Source organism: Micromonospora sp. NPDC005413, from assembly GCF_040606435.1.
Taxonomy (GTDB): domain Bacteria; phylum Actinomycetota; class Actinomycetes; order Mycobacteriales; family Micromonosporaceae; genus Micromonospora.
Genome location: NZ_JBEXEV010000019.1, coordinates 53004 through 70663 on the forward strand (window position 1 = coordinate 53004; position 17660 = coordinate 70663).

The 17660-nt window shown below is 69.3% G+C and carries 16 protein-coding genes, 2 tRNA genes and 1 pseudogene; 5 read left to right on the top strand and 14 right to left on the bottom strand.

Translation table 11 applies throughout. The features are described from left to right. Window positions 1–380 precede the first annotated feature (380 nt). Window positions 381–893, top strand: coding sequence for an HAD domain-containing protein (locus ABZS37_RS20190; protein ID WP_355171007.1), 513 nt, complete (start codon window positions 381–383; stop codon window positions 891–893). A 689-nt stretch (window positions 894–1582) separates the two neighbouring features. Here ABZS37_RS20190 and ABZS37_RS20195 read toward each other — a convergent pair. The 8 genes from ABZS37_RS20195 to ABZS37_RS20230 all read right to left on the bottom strand — a co-directional run bounded on the left by ABZS37_RS20195 (window position 1583) and on the right by ABZS37_RS20230 (window position 7643). Further along, window positions 1583–1993 (bottom strand): DeoR family transcriptional regulator, encoded by a 411-nt coding sequence (locus tag ABZS37_RS20195; RefSeq protein ID WP_355171009.1) that lies wholly within the window; start codon window positions 1991–1993, stop codon window positions 1583–1585. A gap of 385 nt (window positions 1994–2378) precedes the next feature. Continuing rightward, the gene (locus tag ABZS37_RS20200) at window positions 2379–3065 is read right to left on the bottom strand and encodes a pentapeptide repeat-containing protein (RefSeq protein ID WP_355171011.1); all 687 of its coding nucleotides are present in this window, start codon (window positions 3063–3065) and stop codon (window positions 2379–2381) included. A 72-nt stretch (window positions 3066–3137) separates the two neighbouring features. Next, complete coding sequence (amcA, locus tag ABZS37_RS20205; RefSeq protein WP_355171013.1) at window positions 3138–3320, bottom strand: multiple cyclophane-containing RiPP AmcA; 183 nt, start codon at window positions 3318–3320, stop codon at window positions 3138–3140. Beyond that, entirely contained in the window at window positions 3317–4459 is a 1143-nt protein-coding gene (gene amcB / locus ABZS37_RS20210; protein ID WP_355171015.1) for a cyclophane-forming radical SAM peptide maturase AmcB, read from the bottom strand. Before amcB ends, amcA (ABZS37_RS20205) begins: the two co-directional genes overlap by 4 nt. Continuing rightward, window positions 4456–4788: a hypothetical protein gene (locus ABZS37_RS20215; RefSeq protein ID WP_355171017.1), complete on the bottom strand. Its 333-nt coding sequence runs from the start codon at window positions 4786–4788 to the stop codon at window positions 4456–4458. The genes amcB and ABZS37_RS20215 overlap by 4 nt, the downstream gene beginning before the upstream one ends. Then, window positions 4785–4949 carry a multiple cyclophane-containing RiPP AmcA gene (gene amcA / locus ABZS37_RS20220; RefSeq protein ID WP_167517353.1) on the bottom strand — a complete coding sequence of 55 codons (165 nt, stop codon included), beginning with the start codon at window positions 4947–4949 and terminating at the stop codon, window positions 4785–4787. The genes ABZS37_RS20215 and amcA (ABZS37_RS20220) overlap by 4 nt, the downstream gene beginning before the upstream one ends. A 446-nt stretch (window positions 4950–5395) precedes the next feature. After that, window positions 5396–6280: a phosphotransferase gene (locus tag ABZS37_RS20225; protein ID WP_355171019.1), complete on the bottom strand. Its 885-nt coding sequence runs from the start codon at window positions 6278–6280 to the stop codon at window positions 5396–5398. A 7-nt stretch (window positions 6281–6287) separates the two neighbouring features. After that, complete coding sequence (locus ABZS37_RS20230; RefSeq protein WP_355171021.1) at window positions 6288–7643, bottom strand: hypothetical protein; 1356 nt, start codon at window positions 7641–7643, stop codon at window positions 6288–6290. A gap of 231 nt (window positions 7644–7874) precedes the next feature. Here ABZS37_RS20230 and ABZS37_RS20235 point away from each other — a divergent pair, with 231 nt between their 5' ends. Continuing rightward, on the top strand, window positions 7875–8372 hold the full coding sequence (locus tag ABZS37_RS20235; RefSeq protein ID WP_355171022.1) for a topology modulation protein: 498 nt from the start codon (window positions 7875–7877) through the stop codon (window positions 8370–8372). Window positions 8373–8544: 172 nt separating this feature from the next. On the opposite strand, the gene ABZS37_RS20240 is transcribed toward ABZS37_RS20235, so the two are convergent. Beyond that, window positions 8545–8620 (bottom strand) — tRNA-Lys (locus ABZS37_RS20240). A gap of 188 nt (window positions 8621–8808) precedes the next feature. Here ABZS37_RS20240 and ABZS37_RS20245 point away from each other — a divergent pair. Then, on the top strand, window positions 8809–10071 hold the full coding sequence (locus ABZS37_RS20245) for an Ig-like domain-containing protein (protein WP_355171024.1): 1263 nt from the start codon (window positions 8809–8811) through the stop codon (window positions 10069–10071). Window positions 10072–10319: 248 nt separating this feature from the next. Continuing rightward, complete coding sequence (locus ABZS37_RS20250; protein ID WP_355171026.1) at window positions 10320–11609, top strand: Ig-like domain-containing protein; 1290 nt, start codon at window positions 10320–10322, stop codon at window positions 11607–11609. 104 nt (window positions 11610–11713) lie between these two features. Here the strand turns inward: ABZS37_RS20250 and ABZS37_RS20255 are convergent. Both ABZS37_RS20255 and orn read right to left on the bottom strand, forming a co-directional pair. Then, a tRNA-His gene (locus ABZS37_RS20255) sits at window positions 11714–11786 on the bottom strand. Window positions 11787–11897: 111 nt separating this feature from the next. Then, entirely contained in the window at window positions 11898–12488 is a 591-nt protein-coding gene (orn, locus tag ABZS37_RS20260; protein ID WP_355171028.1) for an oligoribonuclease, read from the bottom strand. Between the two features lie 72 nt (window positions 12489–12560). Here orn and ABZS37_RS20265 point away from each other — a divergent pair, with 72 nt between their 5' ends. Next, window positions 12561–13850, top strand: coding sequence for a glycosyltransferase 87 family protein (locus tag ABZS37_RS20265; protein WP_355171030.1), 1290 nt, complete (start codon window positions 12561–12563; stop codon window positions 13848–13850). Window positions 13851–14110: 260 nt separating this feature from the next. Here the strand turns inward: ABZS37_RS20265 and ABZS37_RS20270 are convergent. The 3 genes and pseudogenes from ABZS37_RS20270 to ABZS37_RS20280 all read right to left on the bottom strand — a co-directional run. Next, window positions 14111–14413 (bottom strand): annotated as a pseudogene (locus ABZS37_RS20270) (hypothetical protein); the annotation flags it as partial. Window positions 14414–15112: 699 nt separating this feature from the next. After that, window positions 15113–15853 (bottom strand): YcnI family protein, encoded by a 741-nt coding sequence (locus tag ABZS37_RS20275; protein WP_355171032.1) that lies wholly within the window; start codon window positions 15851–15853, stop codon window positions 15113–15115. Window positions 15854–15870: 17 nt separating this feature from the next. Next, window positions 15871–17538, bottom strand: coding sequence for a copper resistance protein CopC (locus ABZS37_RS20280; RefSeq protein WP_355171034.1), 1668 nt, complete (start codon window positions 17536–17538; stop codon window positions 15871–15873). Window positions 17539–17660: the final 122 nt, after the last annotated feature.

The following is a 17660-nucleotide window of genomic DNA, read 5'->3' on the forward strand; positions in this document are numbered from 1 at the left end:
ATCTTCGGCCCAGTCGAGGCCCGCACCGCTAGATCCGCCGTCGGCCGCCGACCCGCTCGGCTGCTCGGGCGGCTCACGCCGACGCTGCGCACAGTTTTGACAGCGGTCGGCTACGGCGCTGTGGTGGCCGGCTTGTTGATCACCAGCAGCGCGCGGAGTCCGCGCCCGAGCCGCTCGGGCTGCCACCTGGCGCGCTTGTGGCCTATCTGGTCGGCGCGGGGCTCCTGCGGCTGCTCCGAGGGGCATCCCGGCACCGTTCCTGCCGTGGTCACCGTCAGCGGCGCACGCCTGCCGGCCAACGGGAGCACCGGCGAGACGATTGAACTTGGGGCAAGCGCGCGGAGGTAGTTGGCGGCGGGGTGGGGCTAGCCTCTTGGGTCATGTCCGCCCCTGCGCCGCGTCCGTTGCTGTTCCTTGACGTGGACGGCACCCTCATCCCGTTCGGAACACCCACGGCGGCTCAGCCGGGTATGCTGCATGGCCACACCGAGGCACTGGCCCTACCGGCCGACGCCCATCCCCTGCTGCACAAGGTCAATCCAGAACACGGCCGCCGGCTCAAGGCCCTGCCATGTGATCTCGTGTGGGCGACGACCTGGATGAACGACGCGAACGACGTGCTCGCGCCGCTGCTCGGGCTGCCGCCTCTGCCCGTCGTGGACTGGCCCGACTCCGACGAGGTGGGGCTCCTGCACTGGAAGACCCGTGGGCTGTTCGAGTGGGCGCAGGGACGGCCCTTCGTCTGGGTCGACGACGAGATCTCTCACGCCGACCAGCAGTGGGTATCGCTTCATCACCACGCCCCGGCCCTGCTGCATTGGGTCGACCCACGTCGCGGGCTGACCGAGCACGACTTCACAGTCATCGAGAACTGGCTCACGCAGGCGCGGTAGAGCGAGCTCCAAGCCGTCGCGGTCGCCGCGCTTGACGGCTGTCTGCCACTCGGGACTGCCGCTGGTGAGATCCCGCACCATGCCGCTGGCGTTGGCGGCGGCCCGGGAATCGTGACGTCGTGCGGTCACGATCCGACCTCGATGAGGCGACACCTGCCGATGTTCCCCGGCACCTGCCATACCTGCTCGTCCGGCCAGTAGCGAAACAACAACTGCCGCGTGGTCGTGGCGACAACGATTCCGCAGCGGCCCACGGAGCGAGTCTGCCCGCAACCGTTCCTCCCGCTCGGCATCCTGAGCGATCACCAGAATCGCCCCGACCGGCACCAGCCGGTCCGCACGCCGGTAGCCGGCCAGCAGTCCCACCCAGCCCTGACACCGGCCGCTCGTGCTCGGCGACAACGTCGCCGATCGGCCCACGGTCGACGTGTACCAGGAACCGCAGGCACCGCCCGTCCTGCAGCCATACGCCGTACCCGTCGGCCCGCAACTGCGCCAGGTCGTACTGGCGCAACCACGACAAGGTCTCCATCGTCGCCAGCCACTGGAACAGCTCGCACCGCCCCGGGTTGCGCCGCGACACCTCGACCAACGGCAGAAACAGCAGGGCATCCGCCGCACTGTAGGGCCGCTCGCCCAGCAGCAACGGAACCGGCCGCCCCGACGCCCTCAGGGCGGAGCGGAGCACCTCAGTCCCCCTCGGCCGTGACTCCGTACCACCAGGAATGTGTCCGGTCCTCCCCGGAGCGCTCGCGGCGCACCAGTCCCGCCTCGTGCAGCCACACCAGGTCCCGGTGAGCCGTCAGCCGCGACACCGCACAGACAAGCGCCACGTCCAGCGTCGACGCGGAACCATGCTGCGCCAGGTACGACAGGATCCGCCACCGCCGCGGAGACGACCGCCGCGTGGCACCCTGCTCACCCCATCCCCCGATGATCCCTCCGGGTGCCGACAGTCCGACACCCCGTTCCCGACAACCGCAACAGAGAGTATTCAATGCGCCAACCGGGATACCGAAATTCAGGACCACCGTGACCGGAAACAACGCTCGCCGCGGGCCACTGGGCGACGCATCAGCGGGCCGCGCGAGCACCCACATATCCAAACCGTGGTTTTGGGGTCGATTTTGGAGATCACTGTTCAGTGAATCAGCCGAAGAGCGGAGGACAGAAAACACAGTACGGTCAAATCGGGCCGCCAATAGTTGATCTCCACGATTGGCGGCATACCGCGGCGCCGATCTTCCAGAAGCACGCGACAAGCCTCGTCCCGACTCGGCGATGACGCGCCACGCACCGAAGCGGCTGTTACCGAACGTAACAACGCCAGCGGGTCATTCCTGCGTCTTCCCTCGGTAACGAGCGATGCGCCAAGGGCTCATCCAGGTAGACGACCGGACGAGCCGTGGACGGTGCCTGCGACGAACTGGCCACTCGCTCGATCTCGGGGCTGTTGCCTCAACCAAAGCCAAAGCCGGTAGCGGCTCAGCGGTCGTTCCCCCGCGCCGCGTCGGCGCGGACGTCGATGCTCAGGGCGTCGATGGCCATCCGGGTCAGCTCGGGAAGCTGCTCCTCGGTGAGGGCGACACCCTGCAAATTGTCCAGTGATGCCGTGAAGGCGTGCAGTCGACTGCCGCGCAGGTCAGCGCCGTCGAGACGGCAGGAGTCCAGTTCCAGATCGCTGAGGTCGCACGACCGCAACACAACACCGGAGAGCCGGCAGGATGACCAGGTGCCGTGGACGAGGGTGCAGTCGATGAAGGCCACCGAACCGGCGGCGCTGACGCGGTTCAGGGTGGCGTAGTCGAACCGGCAGTTGTCGAACAAAACGTCTTTCAGGCGAACGTCGATGAGTCGGGTTCCAGTGAGGCGGGAGCCGGTGACCGAGCACCGCTCGATGCTGACGCCGGTGAGGGCCGCTCCGGACAGGTCCGACTGGACGATCTCGCAGCCATAGAGGGCACCGCCCTCAAAGGTGATTTCACCGAGATCCGCTCCGGTGATCCGGCAGCCTCGGATACTCCAGTCGGCGATCTGTCGACCTCGCCAGGAAGCGTCCTGCACGAGGCCGTCGTGAAGGTCGTCGTCGGGTAGGTCGCTGACTTGGTCGAGGTCTTCCGGGTCGAGGTCGGGCAGGAGGATCGTCACGTCGCCCACGGTGGTCGTACGCATGTCTTTCCAAACTGTTCGGACGCGGGGTGGGCACGCCACCCCGCGCGTCGACTCGAGCCGCCGGTCGGCGGGCTACCTCTTCTTGTTCCAGTTGTCCCAGCCGGGGCGGCTGTCGAACTTCCCCTTGTTGTCCCAGGCGGGTCGGTTGTCGAACTTCGCCGCGTCGATCGACGCTACCGCGCGCTGCGGGTCGACGCCGAGGAGGGCGAGGCGGTCCGGCGGTGCGTCAAGAAGCGCAGCGAGGGCGTTGGTCATGACGGTCCTCCTTGAGGGGTGAGGTCATCCGCGGCGGCGCGGATCAGGGCTTGCCGAGTCGTGCGGCAGTAACCGGTCTCCCGGACGGTAAAGTTGCCGTGTTCGAAGTAGCGGTTGCCGGCCTGAGCGCCCCGGCAGAAGTCATAGAACGCGCAGCGGTCCGCACAGTCGTTGAGCGCCGTCACGAACTCAGCGACGTATCGCAACTCACCGGCGCGGGCCACCATGTCGCCGATCGCTCCACCGAGCACGTTGCCCGCGATGAAGTCGCCGTACCGCGGGCTCTTGATACCCAGCAGTTCCGGTGACAGCAGAACCACTTGGCCGTCGTGGGCGACTGTGGGGATCGGTTCGTACGGGCCGTGGTCTGTGAGGCCGGCGCGGGTGGCGCCGAGGTAGTCGGCCAAGCGATCCAGGTCGCGGATCCGCAGCGGACTACCGGCGAGTCGGTGCCGGACGAGTCGACTCCAGAACCGGTACGCGGCTTCCTCCGGCACCGGCGTGCGGGCGGCGCCTTCCTGTTCCTCAATGTTGAAGCCCACCGACTCGCATCCCGGCAGTGCGGTGAAAAACTCGACGAGGTCGTTGGCGTGGTCGATGGTTTCGGGTGTGACGACGCAGATCACCGAGTACGGCAAGCCGGCCTCGGCCAGTGCACGCGTGCCGCGGATCGTCCGGGCCGTCGTCGCATGTCCGGCCCGGTCGAGCCGGTTCCGGTTGAGCATGCCGGGCCCGTCGATGCTGACGCCGATCGCAAAGTCGTAGGCGGCGAACAGATCGCACCACCGCTCGTTCATCAGCGTCGCGTTGGTCTGGATCTCGTGGCGCACCCTCCCAGCCCGCCTCAGAGGCTCGAAGGGAGCGAGCAGCTCATGGAAGACGTCGATCGGGGTGGCGGTGGGCTCGCCGCCGTGCCACACGACGCTCACCGGATGTGCGCTGTCCTGCTGCTCGATTGAACGGGCGCAGGCGGTCGCAACGGAGACGGACATGAGCTGGCGCGAGCGCCGTTCGGGCAGGTAGCAGTAGCTGCAGTCCAGGTTGCAGAAGCTGGTGGGCTGCAGGACCAGGGTGTGGAAGGTCCCGGCGATGGCCGGCTGCCCTGTCGTGGCGATGATCCCGATCTTCCGGACGGTCATGTCTCCTCCGGTCTCTGCGGTTCGGCGGTGGACGGGCGGCGGCGATGCCGGGCCGGCCAGCCGAGGAAGCGGTCGAACAGGTTCCTGACGTCGCCGGTGGTGCTCGGGTTGAGTCGGTGCAGGTCGTCGATGGCCTCGTGCAGGCAGCCGGACAGGTAGAGCAGCAGGTTGAGCCGGTTGCCCTGGTAGCTGGTCAACAGGGCGAGCTTGGCCCGTCCACAGGGCCAGGGCTGCCCGCAGGCCCGGCACAGCCAGAGCGGACGCAGCGGCACATGCTCCGACGGCAGTTTCGGGTCGACCTCAGCGCCAGACACTCCGTCGCCGCTCATCGGCGGTCGCTTTCCCGCGCCTGCCGCTCGAACACGATCCGCCAGACGTGTGTCAGCAGTGGCGGATCGGTCGAGCCCCGCCGCGCCGACGCCGCAGCCGCGGCTGCGCGATCTGTCGTCAGCTCGCCGGTCGCCGCGTAACGCGACACGTACACCGTCATAGCCGACTCCCGGTCGGCGCTGGCGCGTGTGTGCGGTGGGCTTGCCGGCATACCGGCAAGCCCACCGCCGCCGGCCAGCGGCTGGGAGCAGACCGCCGGTCACCCGCCCACGCAGCCCTGCTGGCGGTACGCGAACGGGGAGTCACCCGTGCGGTCGACGGAGTGCCCGGCGCGAGCACTTGCCGGTGCGTCGGGTCGCATTCCGACCTGTCGCCGATCGGCACATCCATCTGGGTCTCCCTGGCGTGACATTGCCGCTGGCCCGTCGGCGCGCCATGGGGGTCAGGATGGTCCTGGACCGTTCCGCCGACGTGTTCCTGACGTCCACAATCGTTGGCGGCACTGGCAAGAGACAGACCCAGCGTGGTGGGACACGGTGGGCGTCACCGTGTCCCGCCTGGGCCAATGCGGAGAGGACAGGCAGTGGCCGCCTTAGGAGACTCGGCTCAGAGAATGTGCCAGCGGCGGAGTTCCGCCGCGTCGTCGATGAGGCCAGCGATCCGGTGGCGCACCTCGTCGGCGGCCTCGGTTCCGGGCCGGGACTTGCGAGCGTTGGTGGCGATCATCTGCAGCTCACGGAGCTGGCACAGCTCCTCGAACCTCGGCCACGAGGTGGCATCCCAGCCGTAGGCGGCGGTGAAGCCGGCGAAGGCACCGGGACCGGGCGGGTCGAACCGGCGGCAGTGGACAGCGACCGTGGCGATGTCCCACTCCCGGGGCCCGAGGGCGGCGCCGTCCCAGTCGGCCAGTACGGGCGTGCCGTCGAAACGCCGGAGCGCGTTGCGGATCTGCGGATCGGACTGGATCATGCTCGCGCCGTGGGGAAACCGCACCGCCTCCCAGCCGACGGCCAGCGCCTCGAGCCGTCCCATCAGCAGATCCTGTTCCTTGCCGTTCAGGATCTCCGAACGGGTGACGGCCCGCTCGATGCCGTGGATCGGTCGCAGTGAAGGCAGCGGCACCGGCGGAGCGGGCAAGGCGTGCAGGTCCCGGAGAAGGCTTCCGAGCTCGGAGACGGTGATGGGGTCGTCGTGTGCCGGGTCCAGACGCTGCCAGACCGTGACGGCGTACCCGCCCACCCGCATCGGCTGGGACACGCCCGGATAAAGGCCCACCGTGGGGAAACCTCGGGCCACCAGCCAGTCGACCACGGCCACCATCCCGCGCACCCGTTCTAGGTCATGATCGCCCGGGGCGATCTTGACGACCACGTCACCGACCGCGTAGACGGCGTTGGTGTGGTGCCGCAACAGGATCGCGTTCGAGTCGGGGTAGCCGAGGAGACGACACACCTCGGCGAGCACCGGTCGGGTGCGCGCCTCGATGAACATGGGGCTCCTAGGGACCGAGTGCGGCTGTGGTCCCAAGACTACGGGCGCGCTCGCGGCACGCCCGTAGGTAATCCGTCAAGCTGGCGACCTCGCCGCGCCCGTTTTTCTCGGGGATCGCCGTGGCCACGTCGGTGGCCCTGGTCAGGATGATCTCCGTAGGCTGCGTCTCGTGCAGGTCCGCGACGGCATCATGCGCGGTCAGCGCCGCTTCGGTCGCCCGCCGGTCCTGCGCGAGGCACATCGACCGGTCCAGGGCGATGAGCGCCACGTCGATCGGTACGGCCGGAGCCGCGCCGTAGAGCCGCAATGCCTCGTCCTGGAGCCGGTACGCCTCCACCGTGTCACCGAGCCAGGTGTATGCCCCGGAGAGGTAGAACAGCAGCCGTTTCGCCGGAAACCTGAACGCCACGTCGGTGTCTTCGTCGCCAGCCTGATCGAACAGCCGCCGTGCCTGATCGATGGCCGACCGCGCCTGCTCGATGGCGCCGATCCGGGCCAGAGCACGCGCCCGGCCCGCCGCTGCCAGGGCACCCGACGACGATGCGTTCGACGTCACCGCCAGAGCCGCATCTGCCAGGGCGACGGTTTGGGTTGGATCCCCGAAGTAGTACGGCAGCATCGCCGCTTGGGCCCGCGCGAGCACCCTGAAACGAGTATCCCCGCTGTCGTCCGCCGCGTGGATCGCCGTGCCGTACCACCGTCGAGCCTCGGACACGTCTCCGAGCCTCATCAACGCATCAGCGCACATCGTCGCCAGCAACGCCGCCACCCCGGACAGCCGGGACTGGACTGCCGCCGGCTGCCGCCGAAGCGAAAGCGCCTGGACCTCTCGGCAGTCGGCGGCCAGCAGCGACAGCATGATTTGCGGCGAAGCCGAAGGGTAGACCCTCATATGCTCGCCCGCAGCTTGTTCAATCAGCTCAAGCTGCCGAGGAGCGACACTCGCCGCCGCCAGAGCCTCGTCCAGTCCCAGGCGGAGTCTGACCAGATTGCTGACCTCGACGCGGGCGCCGGCACCGGCCGGCGATCGGTCCGCTCCACCCTCCACGGCCAGGCGGTTGGGGTCGCGAGGCACAACGATGTCCTCGTCGCGCCCGAGTCCCATAGCCGGACGCGGAATGTTCAGACCGGCTGCGATCCGTTCCAAAACCTCGTAGGCCGTGACCTGGCGGACGCCTTTGGCAATTTCAGCAGCGCGGTGGGGCGAGACGCCAACAAGAGTCGCAATCCGGCCGTATGACACGCCCCTGGCGTGGAGGAAGTGGAAGACCGCAGTGATGTCGCGCCGCCGCAGAAACTCACTGATCGGTCGACCGTTCCAAAGCCCCGAACTCCACCACTCAGGATCCACCTGTGCAGCCACGAATCACCCCGATCGAACGACGACCAGTTGCAAGCACAGCGCATGCGTGCCGTCACATCAAGTCAGCGACACGTCGAGTCGCTGGCGCTCACCTCAGAGTTGACCCATGCGGCAGCATCCGGAACACCACGATGGGCCCTCACCATGTCCCCATGGGATGAAGCACAGGATCCGAGCGCCGCTAACCCTCCTTCCGCCGGAGTGCGCCTCCTCGGCCCTACCGTGGAAGACGTGGATCGGATCGCCATCATCGGCTGCGGCGGCAGCGGCAAATCCACCGTTGCCAGAAAACTCGCTCGGATCCTCGACGTACCGCTGGTCCACCTCGACGCGATCTACTACGACGAGCACTGGACGCCGCTCCCCAGGGACGAGTTCGCCGCCCAACAGGAGAAGCTCGTCAGCGGCGAGCGGTGGATCATCGAGGGCAACTACGCCAGCAGCCTGCCCATCCGGCTCGCCTCCGCCGACACCGTGATCTTCCTCGACCTACCCGCCGCCGCATGCCTGTGGGGCATCGTCCAACGACGGTGGCGCTACCGCGGCGGCCAGCACCAGGCCAACGGCGTCTACGACCGGATCACCTGGAACTTCGTCCGCTACATCCTCGGCTACCGGCACACCATGCGACCTCGCGTCCGCAGCCTGCTCCGTGATCACGGGCCACACGTCCAGCTGATCACTCTCACCAGCCGACGCCACGCCAACAGGTTCCTCGACCGCGTATGACGGGAAGGCAGTCGGGCATCTGACCCATGGGTCCATGACGACAGCCAGGCATTCAAGAGAACGACGGCCGGGTCCAACAGCTCCCGAGCACCCGTCGAGCGACCACCGACCGCCCGCAGACACGAAAAAGGCCCCGACCCAGTGTGAACCACCAGGTCAGAGCCTTGATCGTTGGTGCGCCGCCAGGGACTCGAACCCCGAACCCGCGGATTAAGAGTCCGCTGCTCTGCCAGTTGAGCTAGCGGCGCTCGTTCGGCAACGGGGAGAAGATTAGCACCCCTGGAAGCCGGGCTCCAATCCGGTTACCCGACTCCCCCCTTCGGTCGAGCTTTGCGGGCAAAAAGCTACAAACCGACCAGCGTGCTCAAGAAGGGGGCATGGGTTGCGGCGGCGATGCGGCACGATGTCCGCCAGGTACGCGAGAACAGAGGTGGGGATGGCACGGTTCACGCGAGCCGGGGCGGTGGTGGGCGCTCTGACCCTGGCGGCGTCGCTGGCACTGACCGGGTGCGGCGATGAGAAGAAGAAGCCGGAATTCGTTGGCGGGGCGTCGTCGGACGTGAGCGCCGGACCCGACTCGCCCGCACCCTCGACACCAAGCCCGCCGAGTGGGCCGGCGCTCACTCTGAGCCCGGCCGACGGCACGAAGAGCAGGCCGGTGAGCACGGAGATCAGCGCGAAGCTCCCGGCCGGCGGGAAGGTGTCCGCGGTGACCCTGACCGCTGACGGCGGGGGCGCGGTGGAGGGCAAGCTGCGCACCGACGGTTCGGCCTGGGTGCCGTCCGCCCCGCTGAAGTACGGCACCCGCTACACCGCCACGGTGACGGCGAACGCAGCCGACGGCACCAGCAACCAGGGCACCAGCAGCTTCACCACGATGGCCAAGCCGAAGTCGACGATCGGGTCGGGCCTGTACCTCTTCGACGACAAGAGCTACGGGGTGGCCATGCCGGTGGTCACCGAGTTCCACCCGGGCATCCCGAAGAAGGACCGGGCGGCGGTGCAGAAGCGGATGTTCGTCCGCACCGACCCGCCGCAGCCGGGGGCGTGGCACTGGGTCGACAACGGCACGCAGGCCTACTACCGGGCGCCGGAGTACTGGCAGCCGGGCACGACCATCACCGTGCGGATCGCCCTGGCGGGGATGCCGCTGAGTAACGGCCGTTACGGCGACGTCGACCGCAAGGCCACCGCAAAGATCGGCCGGTCGTTCGTGATGAAGGTCGACAACGCCAACAAGAAGATGGCGGTGTACGAGAACGGCGCGCTGGTGCGCACCATCCCGGTGAGCCTCGGCGCGAAGAGCACGCCGTCGTCCAGCGGCACGATGGTCGTGATGGAGAAGAAGGAGGCCACGGTCTTCGACACTCGCGACGACCCGAACCCGGCCAACCGCTACGTCACCGACATCGAATTCGCCCAGCGGCTCACCTGGGGTGGTGAGTACATCCACGCCGCACCCTGGTCGGAGCACGTGCAGGGGCGGCGGAACGTCTCGCACGGCTGCGTGAACGTGTCCACGGCGAACGCCCGGTGGCTGTTCGACAAGACGCGGATCGGTGACCCGATCACGGTGAAAGGCACCGAGCGCAAGCTCGCCGCCGGCAACGGTTGGACGGCGTGGAGCCTGAGCTGGTCGGCGTTCATCAAGGGCAGCGCTCTGCCGGTGCCCAGTGGTGGGGCCGGCCCGACGCTCTGAGCCTTTCGTCCTCGCGCCGGCCCTGCCGATGGCCGGGCCGGCGCGTATCCTTGCACTCCCCGCGATGCGACGACGCCGCGGCGACCCCTCAGTCCCGGTACGGAGACGAGCCAGGCTCACGAAACGCCGGATAGTAGCAAGATTCCGGCATGCTGGTCGGCATGTTTCGGTTCACCCTCGGCAACCGGGGCCGGCTCTGGCGCGTCAGTAGGAGACGATGGGGCAGCGACCACGACTGTGAGGGAATCATGCGAGCTAGCCAGGACCAGCTGATCCGGCCCGGTGGGCGACGCCGCGTGTTCGCGGCGGGGCTCCTCGCCGTCGCGCTGGCCTTCACCTCCGCCTGCACCGACGGCGACGGCGGCAAGCCGTCCTCGTGGCATGGCGGCGGCGAGAGCCCAGCGCCGAAGGCTGCGGCGACGATCAGCGAGCCGGCGACCGACGCCAAGGACGTGCCGGCGTCCACCGGCATCACCTTCACCACGAAGGACGCTGTGGAGACCGCCGTCGAGCTCAAGGACGCGGCCGGCAAGGCGGTCGAGGGCACCCTCGCCGCGGATGGCAAGACGTGGCTGCCGGCCGGCGCGCTGGCGTACGGCACGAGCTACACGGCGACCGTGACCGCCACCGGCGACGACGACCGTCCGGCCACCGCGACCAGCACCTTCACCACCATGGCCAAGCCAGGCAATCAGGTACGGGTGACCAGCTTCCTCGGGGACAACCAGGTCGTCGGGGTCGGGATGCCGCTGATCGTGAAGTTCAGCCGGGCCATCCCGGAGGACTACCGCGACGACGTGCAGCGCCGGATGACGGTGACCTCGACACCGGCCCAGGCGGGCATCTGGCACTGGGTCAGCCCCACCGAGATCCGGTACCGGCCGAAGGAGTTCTGGAAGGCCGACAGCAAGGTCTCCTACCGGGTGCAGGCCGGTGGCCTGCCGATGGGCAACGGCTGGTACGGCCGCGCCGACCTCAGCGTGGACATCAAGATCGGTCCATCGGTGATCATGACGGTGGACAACAAGACCAAGCGGATGACCGTGACCCGCAACGGTGCTGTGATCAAGACCATCCCGGTGAGCCTGGGCAAGAAGACCACCCCGTCGTCCAGCGGCACCATGGTCGTGATCGAGAAGCTCCGCAAGACGGTCTTCGACACGATGGAGGAGTTGGGCCCGGAGGAGGGCTACCGCACCAAGATCGACTTTGCCCAGCGGCTCACCTGGGGCGGGGAGTTCATCCACGCGGCGCCCTGGTCCGAGGGACAGCAGGGCAGCGTGAACGTCTCGCACGGCTGCGTGAACGTGTCGATGGCCAACGGTGACTGGCTGTTCAAGAACACTCAGGTCGGCGACCCGATCACGGTCAAGGGCACCGAGCGCAAGCTGCAGAACGGCAACGGCTGGACCGACTGGAACATGAGCTGGGACGAGTACGTCAAGGGCAGTGCCCTCCCGTTCGAGCCCCCCGCCGACCCGGACACCTCGCCAACCCCCGACGGCGCCGTCACACCGTCACCCACGCCCACCGCCTGAGCCACTCGACGAAAGCCCCCTCCACGGAGGGGGCTTTCGCGTGCCGCACCCAAAAACGACTCAGGCCCCCTCGTGAGAGGGGGCCTGAGTCGTGAAGCCAACTGGGTGACTGATGGGAATTGAACCCACGACAACCGGGACCACAACCCGGTGCTCTGCCAACTGAGCTACAGCCACCATGCCGCCGTCGCCCGGTCGATCGCCCCGGGCGGGGTGCGGACCAATAATAGCCACACCGCGGCGTACCGCGTCCAGCGGGTTGCCTGCTCTCCGGTGGCACCTACCGGGTCAGAGTTCGGCGGCGATTGCCTTGGCGGTCTCGACGTCCGGGCCGGGCAGCGGGACGAAGACGGTGCGCCGGTAGTACTCCAGTTCCCGGATGCTCTCCCGGATGTCGGCCAGCGCCCGGTGTGCGAGCCCCTTCGGCGGCTGACCGAAGTACACGCGGGGGTACCAGCGACGGCACAGTTCCTTGATCGACGAGACGTCGATCATCCGATAGTGCAGGTGCGCGTCGAGGCGGGGCATGTCCCGGGCGATGAAGCCCCGGTCGGTGGCGATCGAGTTGCCGCACAGGGGTGCCGTACGCGGATCCTTGACGAAGGTCCGGATGTACTCCAGGACCAGGTCTTCGGCCTCGGCGAGGGTCACGGCCGAGCGGCGGGCCTCCTCGGTGAGGCCGGACTTGGCGTGCATCGTCTGGACGATCTCCGGCATCCCCTCCAGTGCCGCCTCGTCGGCGTGGATCACCACGTCGACCCCGTCACCCAGCACGTTGAGGTCGGGATCGGTGACCAGTGCCGCAACCTCGATCAGTTTGTCCCTGCCAAGGTCCAACCCGGTCATCTCACAGTCGATCCAGACAAGGAGATCAGCCACCGGGACAGCCTACGCGCAGCCCACGCCTCGCGGCTGCGCGCTCTCGGCGGACCAGACCGCTAGGGTTTCGGGGTGCCAGCCGAACCCGTAGCACCGCCCGCCGTCACGGACGACGATCCCGGCGGCCGTACGGTCCGTCGCCTGGTCGCGGTGGTGGCCCTCATCGCCGTGCTGCCAGCGCTCTACCTGCCCGGCCTGAACCACAATTTCCTCGACCTCAAGATCTACATGTCCGCGGTGGACTGGTGGCGCGTCGGCCACCCGCTCTACGACTACGTCCAACCTGACCGGGTGCAGGGCGAGTTGTACTTCACCTACCCGCCGTTCAGCGCGCTGCTGCTGTGGCCGTTCGGTCTGCTGAAGCTGGGCGCCACCGTGACGATCTTCACGGCGCTCACCGTGCTGGCCGTGGTGCTGACGACTCGGTGGCTGGTGTCGCCGGTGATCGCACGGCACCACCTGCCGCGAACGTTCACCCTGACCGCGGCCGTGCTGCTGGTGCTGGCGGTGGAGAGCACCCGCGAGACGATCACCTTCGGCCAGATCAACATGCTGCTGGTCGTCCTGATCCTGGCCGATCTGCTGTTCGCCGTGCCGCAGGCGCGACGCTGGGCCGGAGTGGGCGTGGGGCTGGCGACGGCGCTCAAGATCTTCCCCGGCATCTTCATCGTGTACCTGCTGGCCACCCGGCGGTGGCGGGCGGCGGCGGTGGCGAGCGCGACCGCGGCGGCGGCGACCCTGCTGGCGGCGGCCATCGCCCCACGTGACTCGTGGCGGTTCTGGACCCGGGAACTGTGGGACACCGACCGGGTGGGGCGCACCGACCTGGTCGGCAACCAGTCGCTGTTCGGCCTGCTCAGCCGGTTCACCGCGCCGGAAAAGCCGGACCGACTGCTCTGGCTGCTGGTGGTCGCCGTGGTCGCCGTCTACGGGCTGTGGCGAGCCGCCCGCGCGGCTCGGGCCGGTGACGCGTTGACGGGGCTGACGTTGACCGGGTTGGTGGGGGCCCTGGCCAGCCCGATCACCTGGACCCACCACATCTACTGGTTCGTGCCGGCGGTGGTGCTGCTCGCGGACGCGGCGTTGAGTGCCGACAGCCCGGACGAGGTACGCCGACGTCGGTGGTTGGTCGTACTCGCGCTGGGCACCGCCGCTGTGATCATCTACGGGATGGTGACGTTCCCGGACTGGGGTACGGAACCGGTCCGCACCCGCGACCCGGTGGACTTCGTCCAGCAAAACGGCTACGTGCTGCTCAGCCTGCTGCTGCTGGTGGCCCTGCCGGTGCGCTCGCGCCGCCCTGAGGAAAACTCGGGCCACCCTGAGGAAAAGTCGCACCAAATGGACAGACCTCCCCAGTAGCCGCTATCGCCGCTAATCTGGTCTCATCTACCTCAAGCGTCGCTCGGGTAGCACCGATCCCCCGGTGAAGGTGGCCCTCCGCGTCGGCAGCGCGGAGGGCCGCTCGCCGTTTCGTCCACCGCCACCGGCCGGGCCGTAGCCTCCGCACCGGCGGGCGGCCACGCGAGACTCAGCGTCACCTCCGGTGGGCGGGGCAACCGGACCGGCTCGTCGAGGTCGGCGAGGGTGGCCGGCCGGGCCGGTTCGGCGCCGATCGCCGACCGGGGCCGCTCCCCCGCAGCCGAGCCGACCGCGGTGAGCTGCCGTACAGCCGGTAACGGCGGGGTCGGACCGGGATCCCGGGCACCCAGGCCACTCAGCGAGGTGACCCCGAGCCGTCCGGCGAGCACCGGCACCTGATCCGGCTCGACCACGAAGATCACCTCGCGCGGGCGCAGCGGCCGCAACAGGAACAGCACCGCGCACACCACCAGCAGGACGCCGACGGCCAGCAGACCCCAGGTGGCTGGGCCGACCCACCCTGCCCGCAGCACGGCGCGCAGGTCCAGGGCCAGGTCGGCACCGCCGTCCGGGCGCATCACCACCAGGCTCATGGGCTCGCCGGCCAGGTCGTCCGCACTCCACTCCAGCGAGCCGATCCCCTCGCGTACCCAGAACGGCTGACCCAGCGGGCTGACCGGCACAGCGGCCGGGCTACCGACGGCCGGATCAGCCGAGGCGCCGGCAGCAGGACCGGCCGGGTCCAGCCGGACCGGCAGCGGACCCTGGGCCAGCGCCACCCGGCGGACCGCGGCGTGCGGCACCGGCTCCAGCCAGCGGCGTACCTCTGCGCTGGGCGCCAGCCCGACGAAGGCCGGGCCGTCCGAGGTGCGGGCGTCCAATCGCAGCTGGGTCTGCGCGGTACGCGCGAAGGGCGCCTCCCGCCGCAGCAACCGGTCGAGATCGGAGACCACGACCGCGTGACCGGGCGTGCGGACCGTCTCGAAGCGGGCGGCGAAGCCCCCATCGGGGTCGGCGTGTCGGGTCACCAACCACAGCGCGCCACCGGCGAACAACGCCGGAATCCCTACGACCAACAGCAGCACTCCGGCGATCGCCCGCACGAAACGCATTCGCACCGTCCCCCTCTGTAGCCAGATACCCGGCCGACCTTACCGACGGACACCGTCTGATCAGGGGATATCCACGGCACGGCCGATTTCGACTCCGGAAAGCGCGCTGGCCCGCCGGATTCTCCGGCGGGCCAGCGTGTGTGGCCGGGGTCAGGACTTGGCGACCGGCTCCCGGCGGGTCCGCGCGAACGCCAGCCCGCCCAGCACCAGGCCGGCCAGACCGGCGACGAGACCGGCCACGCCGAGGCCGACCGCGAGCCCATTGCCCTCGTCGGCATCGTCGTCATCGTCGTTCGTCGCCACGGCCCCGGCGGTGGGCCCGGCGGAGGCAGACGGTGCCGCCGCCGCGGCGAGGGTGAGCACCGGAGCCGGGTTCTCCGGCTCCTCGGCACCCGGCGCCGGCGGGTCGATCCAGCGCGAGATGTTGCCGTCCGAGTAGGTCTGCAGGGTCTTGAAGACCATCGAGTCGACCTGCGGTAGTGGCCCCATCGAGACGGGAAACTCCTGGAACTCGCCCGGCTTGATCCCCGCATCGCCGGCGGCCGTCCAGGTCAGCTTGGCCACCGCCTCGGTGATCGGGCTGCCGTGCACCTCGATCGGCGGGTCCACCTTGCGCTTCTCCACGGCCACCGTCCAGCCGGCCACCGGCATGGTCGACACCGAGCCGACCGGCGCGTTCTCCGGCAGCACCACCTCCACCTTGGTGGTCGACGCGCTGTCGCTCTCGTTGGGCACCCGGAACGCCACCCGGGCGTAGCCGCCCTGGGTCGCCTCCTTCGGGTTCACCGTCACGTGGGCGGACGCCGGTCCGGCGAAGCCGAACACAGCGGTGGCGGCGGCGGTGAACGCCAGGGCGGCAGCGGCGGTTGCGGTACGCCGGAGTCGGGTCATGGGTTTCGCGAACCTCTCTAACGGATGGGCACGGTGGCGGTCACCGTGGCCTGGTCGATGTCGGTCGTTCGGGCGGTGATCTTCAGCTGCCAGTCGCCAGCGGCCGGCAGGCTGATGTCGCCGTAGGCGTGGTTGTCGGTCAGTGGCAGCAACGGGACCTCGATCGGCTCGATCCCGGCCGAGGGCAGCGCGGCGGTCGCCCGCCACTCCACCACCGGCAGCGGCAGGTTGTTGTCCTTGCCGTACGCGTACAGGTGCACCGAGTTGTTGCCCCGCTCGGCCGGGCTCAGCTCGACCCGCAGGGAGTAGAGCGGGCTGGACAGGGTGGTCGAGAAGAGCCCGGCCTCGGTGCCGGCCGGCCCGGCCACCGCGGTTCGGGCGGGCGTGGTCTGCACGAGCGTGGCGGACAGGCCCAGCACCACCACGGTCACGGCCAGCTCCACCCAGACCGCCCGGCGTACCGGCGCCGGGCGCTGCGCCGCGATGCGACGACGCACCAACTGCCGGGAGTACGCGGCCACGGCGATCACGATCGCGAACAGCCCGATCTTGGCGAGCAGCAACCGGCCGTACGTGGTGTTGAACAGTGCCTGCGGGGTGGCCACCTCGATCAGCGCCTGGACGGTGCCGGCCAACAGCAGGGCCGAGACGGCGAGCGCCGCCCAGCGCGACCAGATCGGCAGGATCGCGCCCAACTCCCGCTCGTCGGCCTGGCGCAGCAGGAAGCCGGCGAGCATGAGCAGACCGCCCAGCCAGACCGCCATGCTGCCCAGGTGGACAGCGTCGACCACCACGGAGACTGCCGGTGCCGGGGAGGCCGCCGGGTGCCCGGCCAGCGGCCAGGTCAGCAGGGCAGCACCGCCGAGCACGGCCAGAATGATCGCGTCGGTGCGGCTGGCCGGCCGGGCCAGCAGCGGCCGGAGCAGGAAGACGGAGGCCGCCAGCAGGCCGAGCCGGACCAGGTGGGCGGCACCGAAGGCGCTGCCGAACACGCTGCCGAACCCCTCGCCGGTCACGTCGAAGAGACCACCGCCGGCGGTGTAGGGCACCTGCAACCACAGGTCGGCGAGGGTGGCGACGGCCACCAGGCCGAGGCCCGTCCAGGCCAGCCGGGTCGGCCCCCGCCGGGAGAGCCGTCGTGGCCAGAGCGCGGCGAGCACCAGCGCCGGCCCGACCAGCAGCACCAGGCCCGCGTAGCCGAGGAAACGGGCCACCTTCACCGCCGTACCCACCACCGGGTTGGCGCGGCTGTCCACGCCGGTGTCGACGGGTGGCGTCGACGGCGCGCCGACCGAGTAGGTGAACGCCCCGGAGACCGGGTGGCTGTCGGCGGAGATCACTCGGAAGCTGACCAGGTAGGTGCCACGCTCACCGCCCGGATCCACCGGGATGGTCACGACACCGCCGTCGAACGACGGCTCGCCCCGGTCGGCCCGGGAGCCGTCCGGGGCGATGACCCTGATCTTGCCCGGAACCTTGCGGACCGACTCGCTGAACGTGAGGACCACCTCGGACGGCCCGCTCGGCACCACCGCGGAAGCGGCCGGGCTGCTGCTCTGAAGCACCGCGTGGGCGCTGGCCGGGGTGGCTGGCGCGATCAACAGGGCGACGACGGTGACCAGAAGGCCGGCGGCGGCAGCCAGCCGGGCGATCCAGCGGCGAAGGGCGACAGTCATGCCGGCCATGGTCGCCGACGAGTGTCACTTTCGGCGACCCGAGGCGGGTGATCGCTGCCGTGGTCGCACGTCATGACCGGGTAGTCGGCTCGGGGTGGGGAAAAGTTCCCGACGTGGCGCAGACCATCCAA

Coding starts and splice junctions, on each gene's coding strand:
- ABZS37_RS20215 (WP_355171017.1), bottom strand. CDS start 4,788: ATGAGCGGCGACGGAGTGTCTGGCGCTGAGGTCGACCCGAAACTGCCG.
- amcA (WP_355171013.1), bottom strand. CDS start 3,320: ATGACCAACGCCCTCGCTGCGCTTCTTGACGCACCGCCGGACCGCCTC.
- ABZS37_RS20200 (WP_355171011.1), bottom strand. CDS start 3,065: ATGCGTACGACCACCGTGGGCGACGTGACGATCCTCCTGCCCGACCTC.
- ABZS37_RS20225 (WP_355171019.1), bottom strand. CDS start 6,280: ATGTTCATCGAGGCGCGCACCCGACCGGTGCTCGCCGAGGTGTGTCGT.
- ABZS37_RS20245 (WP_355171024.1), top strand. CDS start 8,809: ATGGCACGGTTCACGCGAGCCGGGGCGGTGGTGGGCGCTCTGACCCTG.
- amcA (WP_167517353.1), bottom strand. CDS start 4,949: ATGACGGTGTACGTGTCGCGTTACGCGGCGACCGGCGAGCTGACGACA.
- ABZS37_RS20280 (WP_355171034.1), bottom strand. CDS start 17,538: ATGGCCGGCATGACTGTCGCCCTTCGCCGCTGGATCGCCCGGCTGGCT.
- amcB (WP_355171015.1), bottom strand. CDS start 4,459: ATGACCGTCCGGAAGATCGGGATCATCGCCACGACAGGGCAGCCGGCC.
- ABZS37_RS20250 (WP_355171026.1), top strand. CDS start 10,320: ATGCGAGCTAGCCAGGACCAGCTGATCCGGCCCGGTGGGCGACGCCGC.
- ABZS37_RS20190 (WP_355171007.1), top strand. CDS start 381: ATGTCCGCCCCTGCGCCGCGTCCGTTGCTGTTCCTTGACGTGGACGGC.
- ABZS37_RS20275 (WP_355171032.1), bottom strand. CDS start 15,853: ATGACCCGACTCCGGCGTACCGCAACCGCCGCTGCCGCCCTGGCGTTC.
- ABZS37_RS20195 (WP_355171009.1), bottom strand. CDS start 1,993: ATGTGGGTGCTCGCGCGGCCCGCTGATGCGTCGCCCAGTGGCCCGCGG.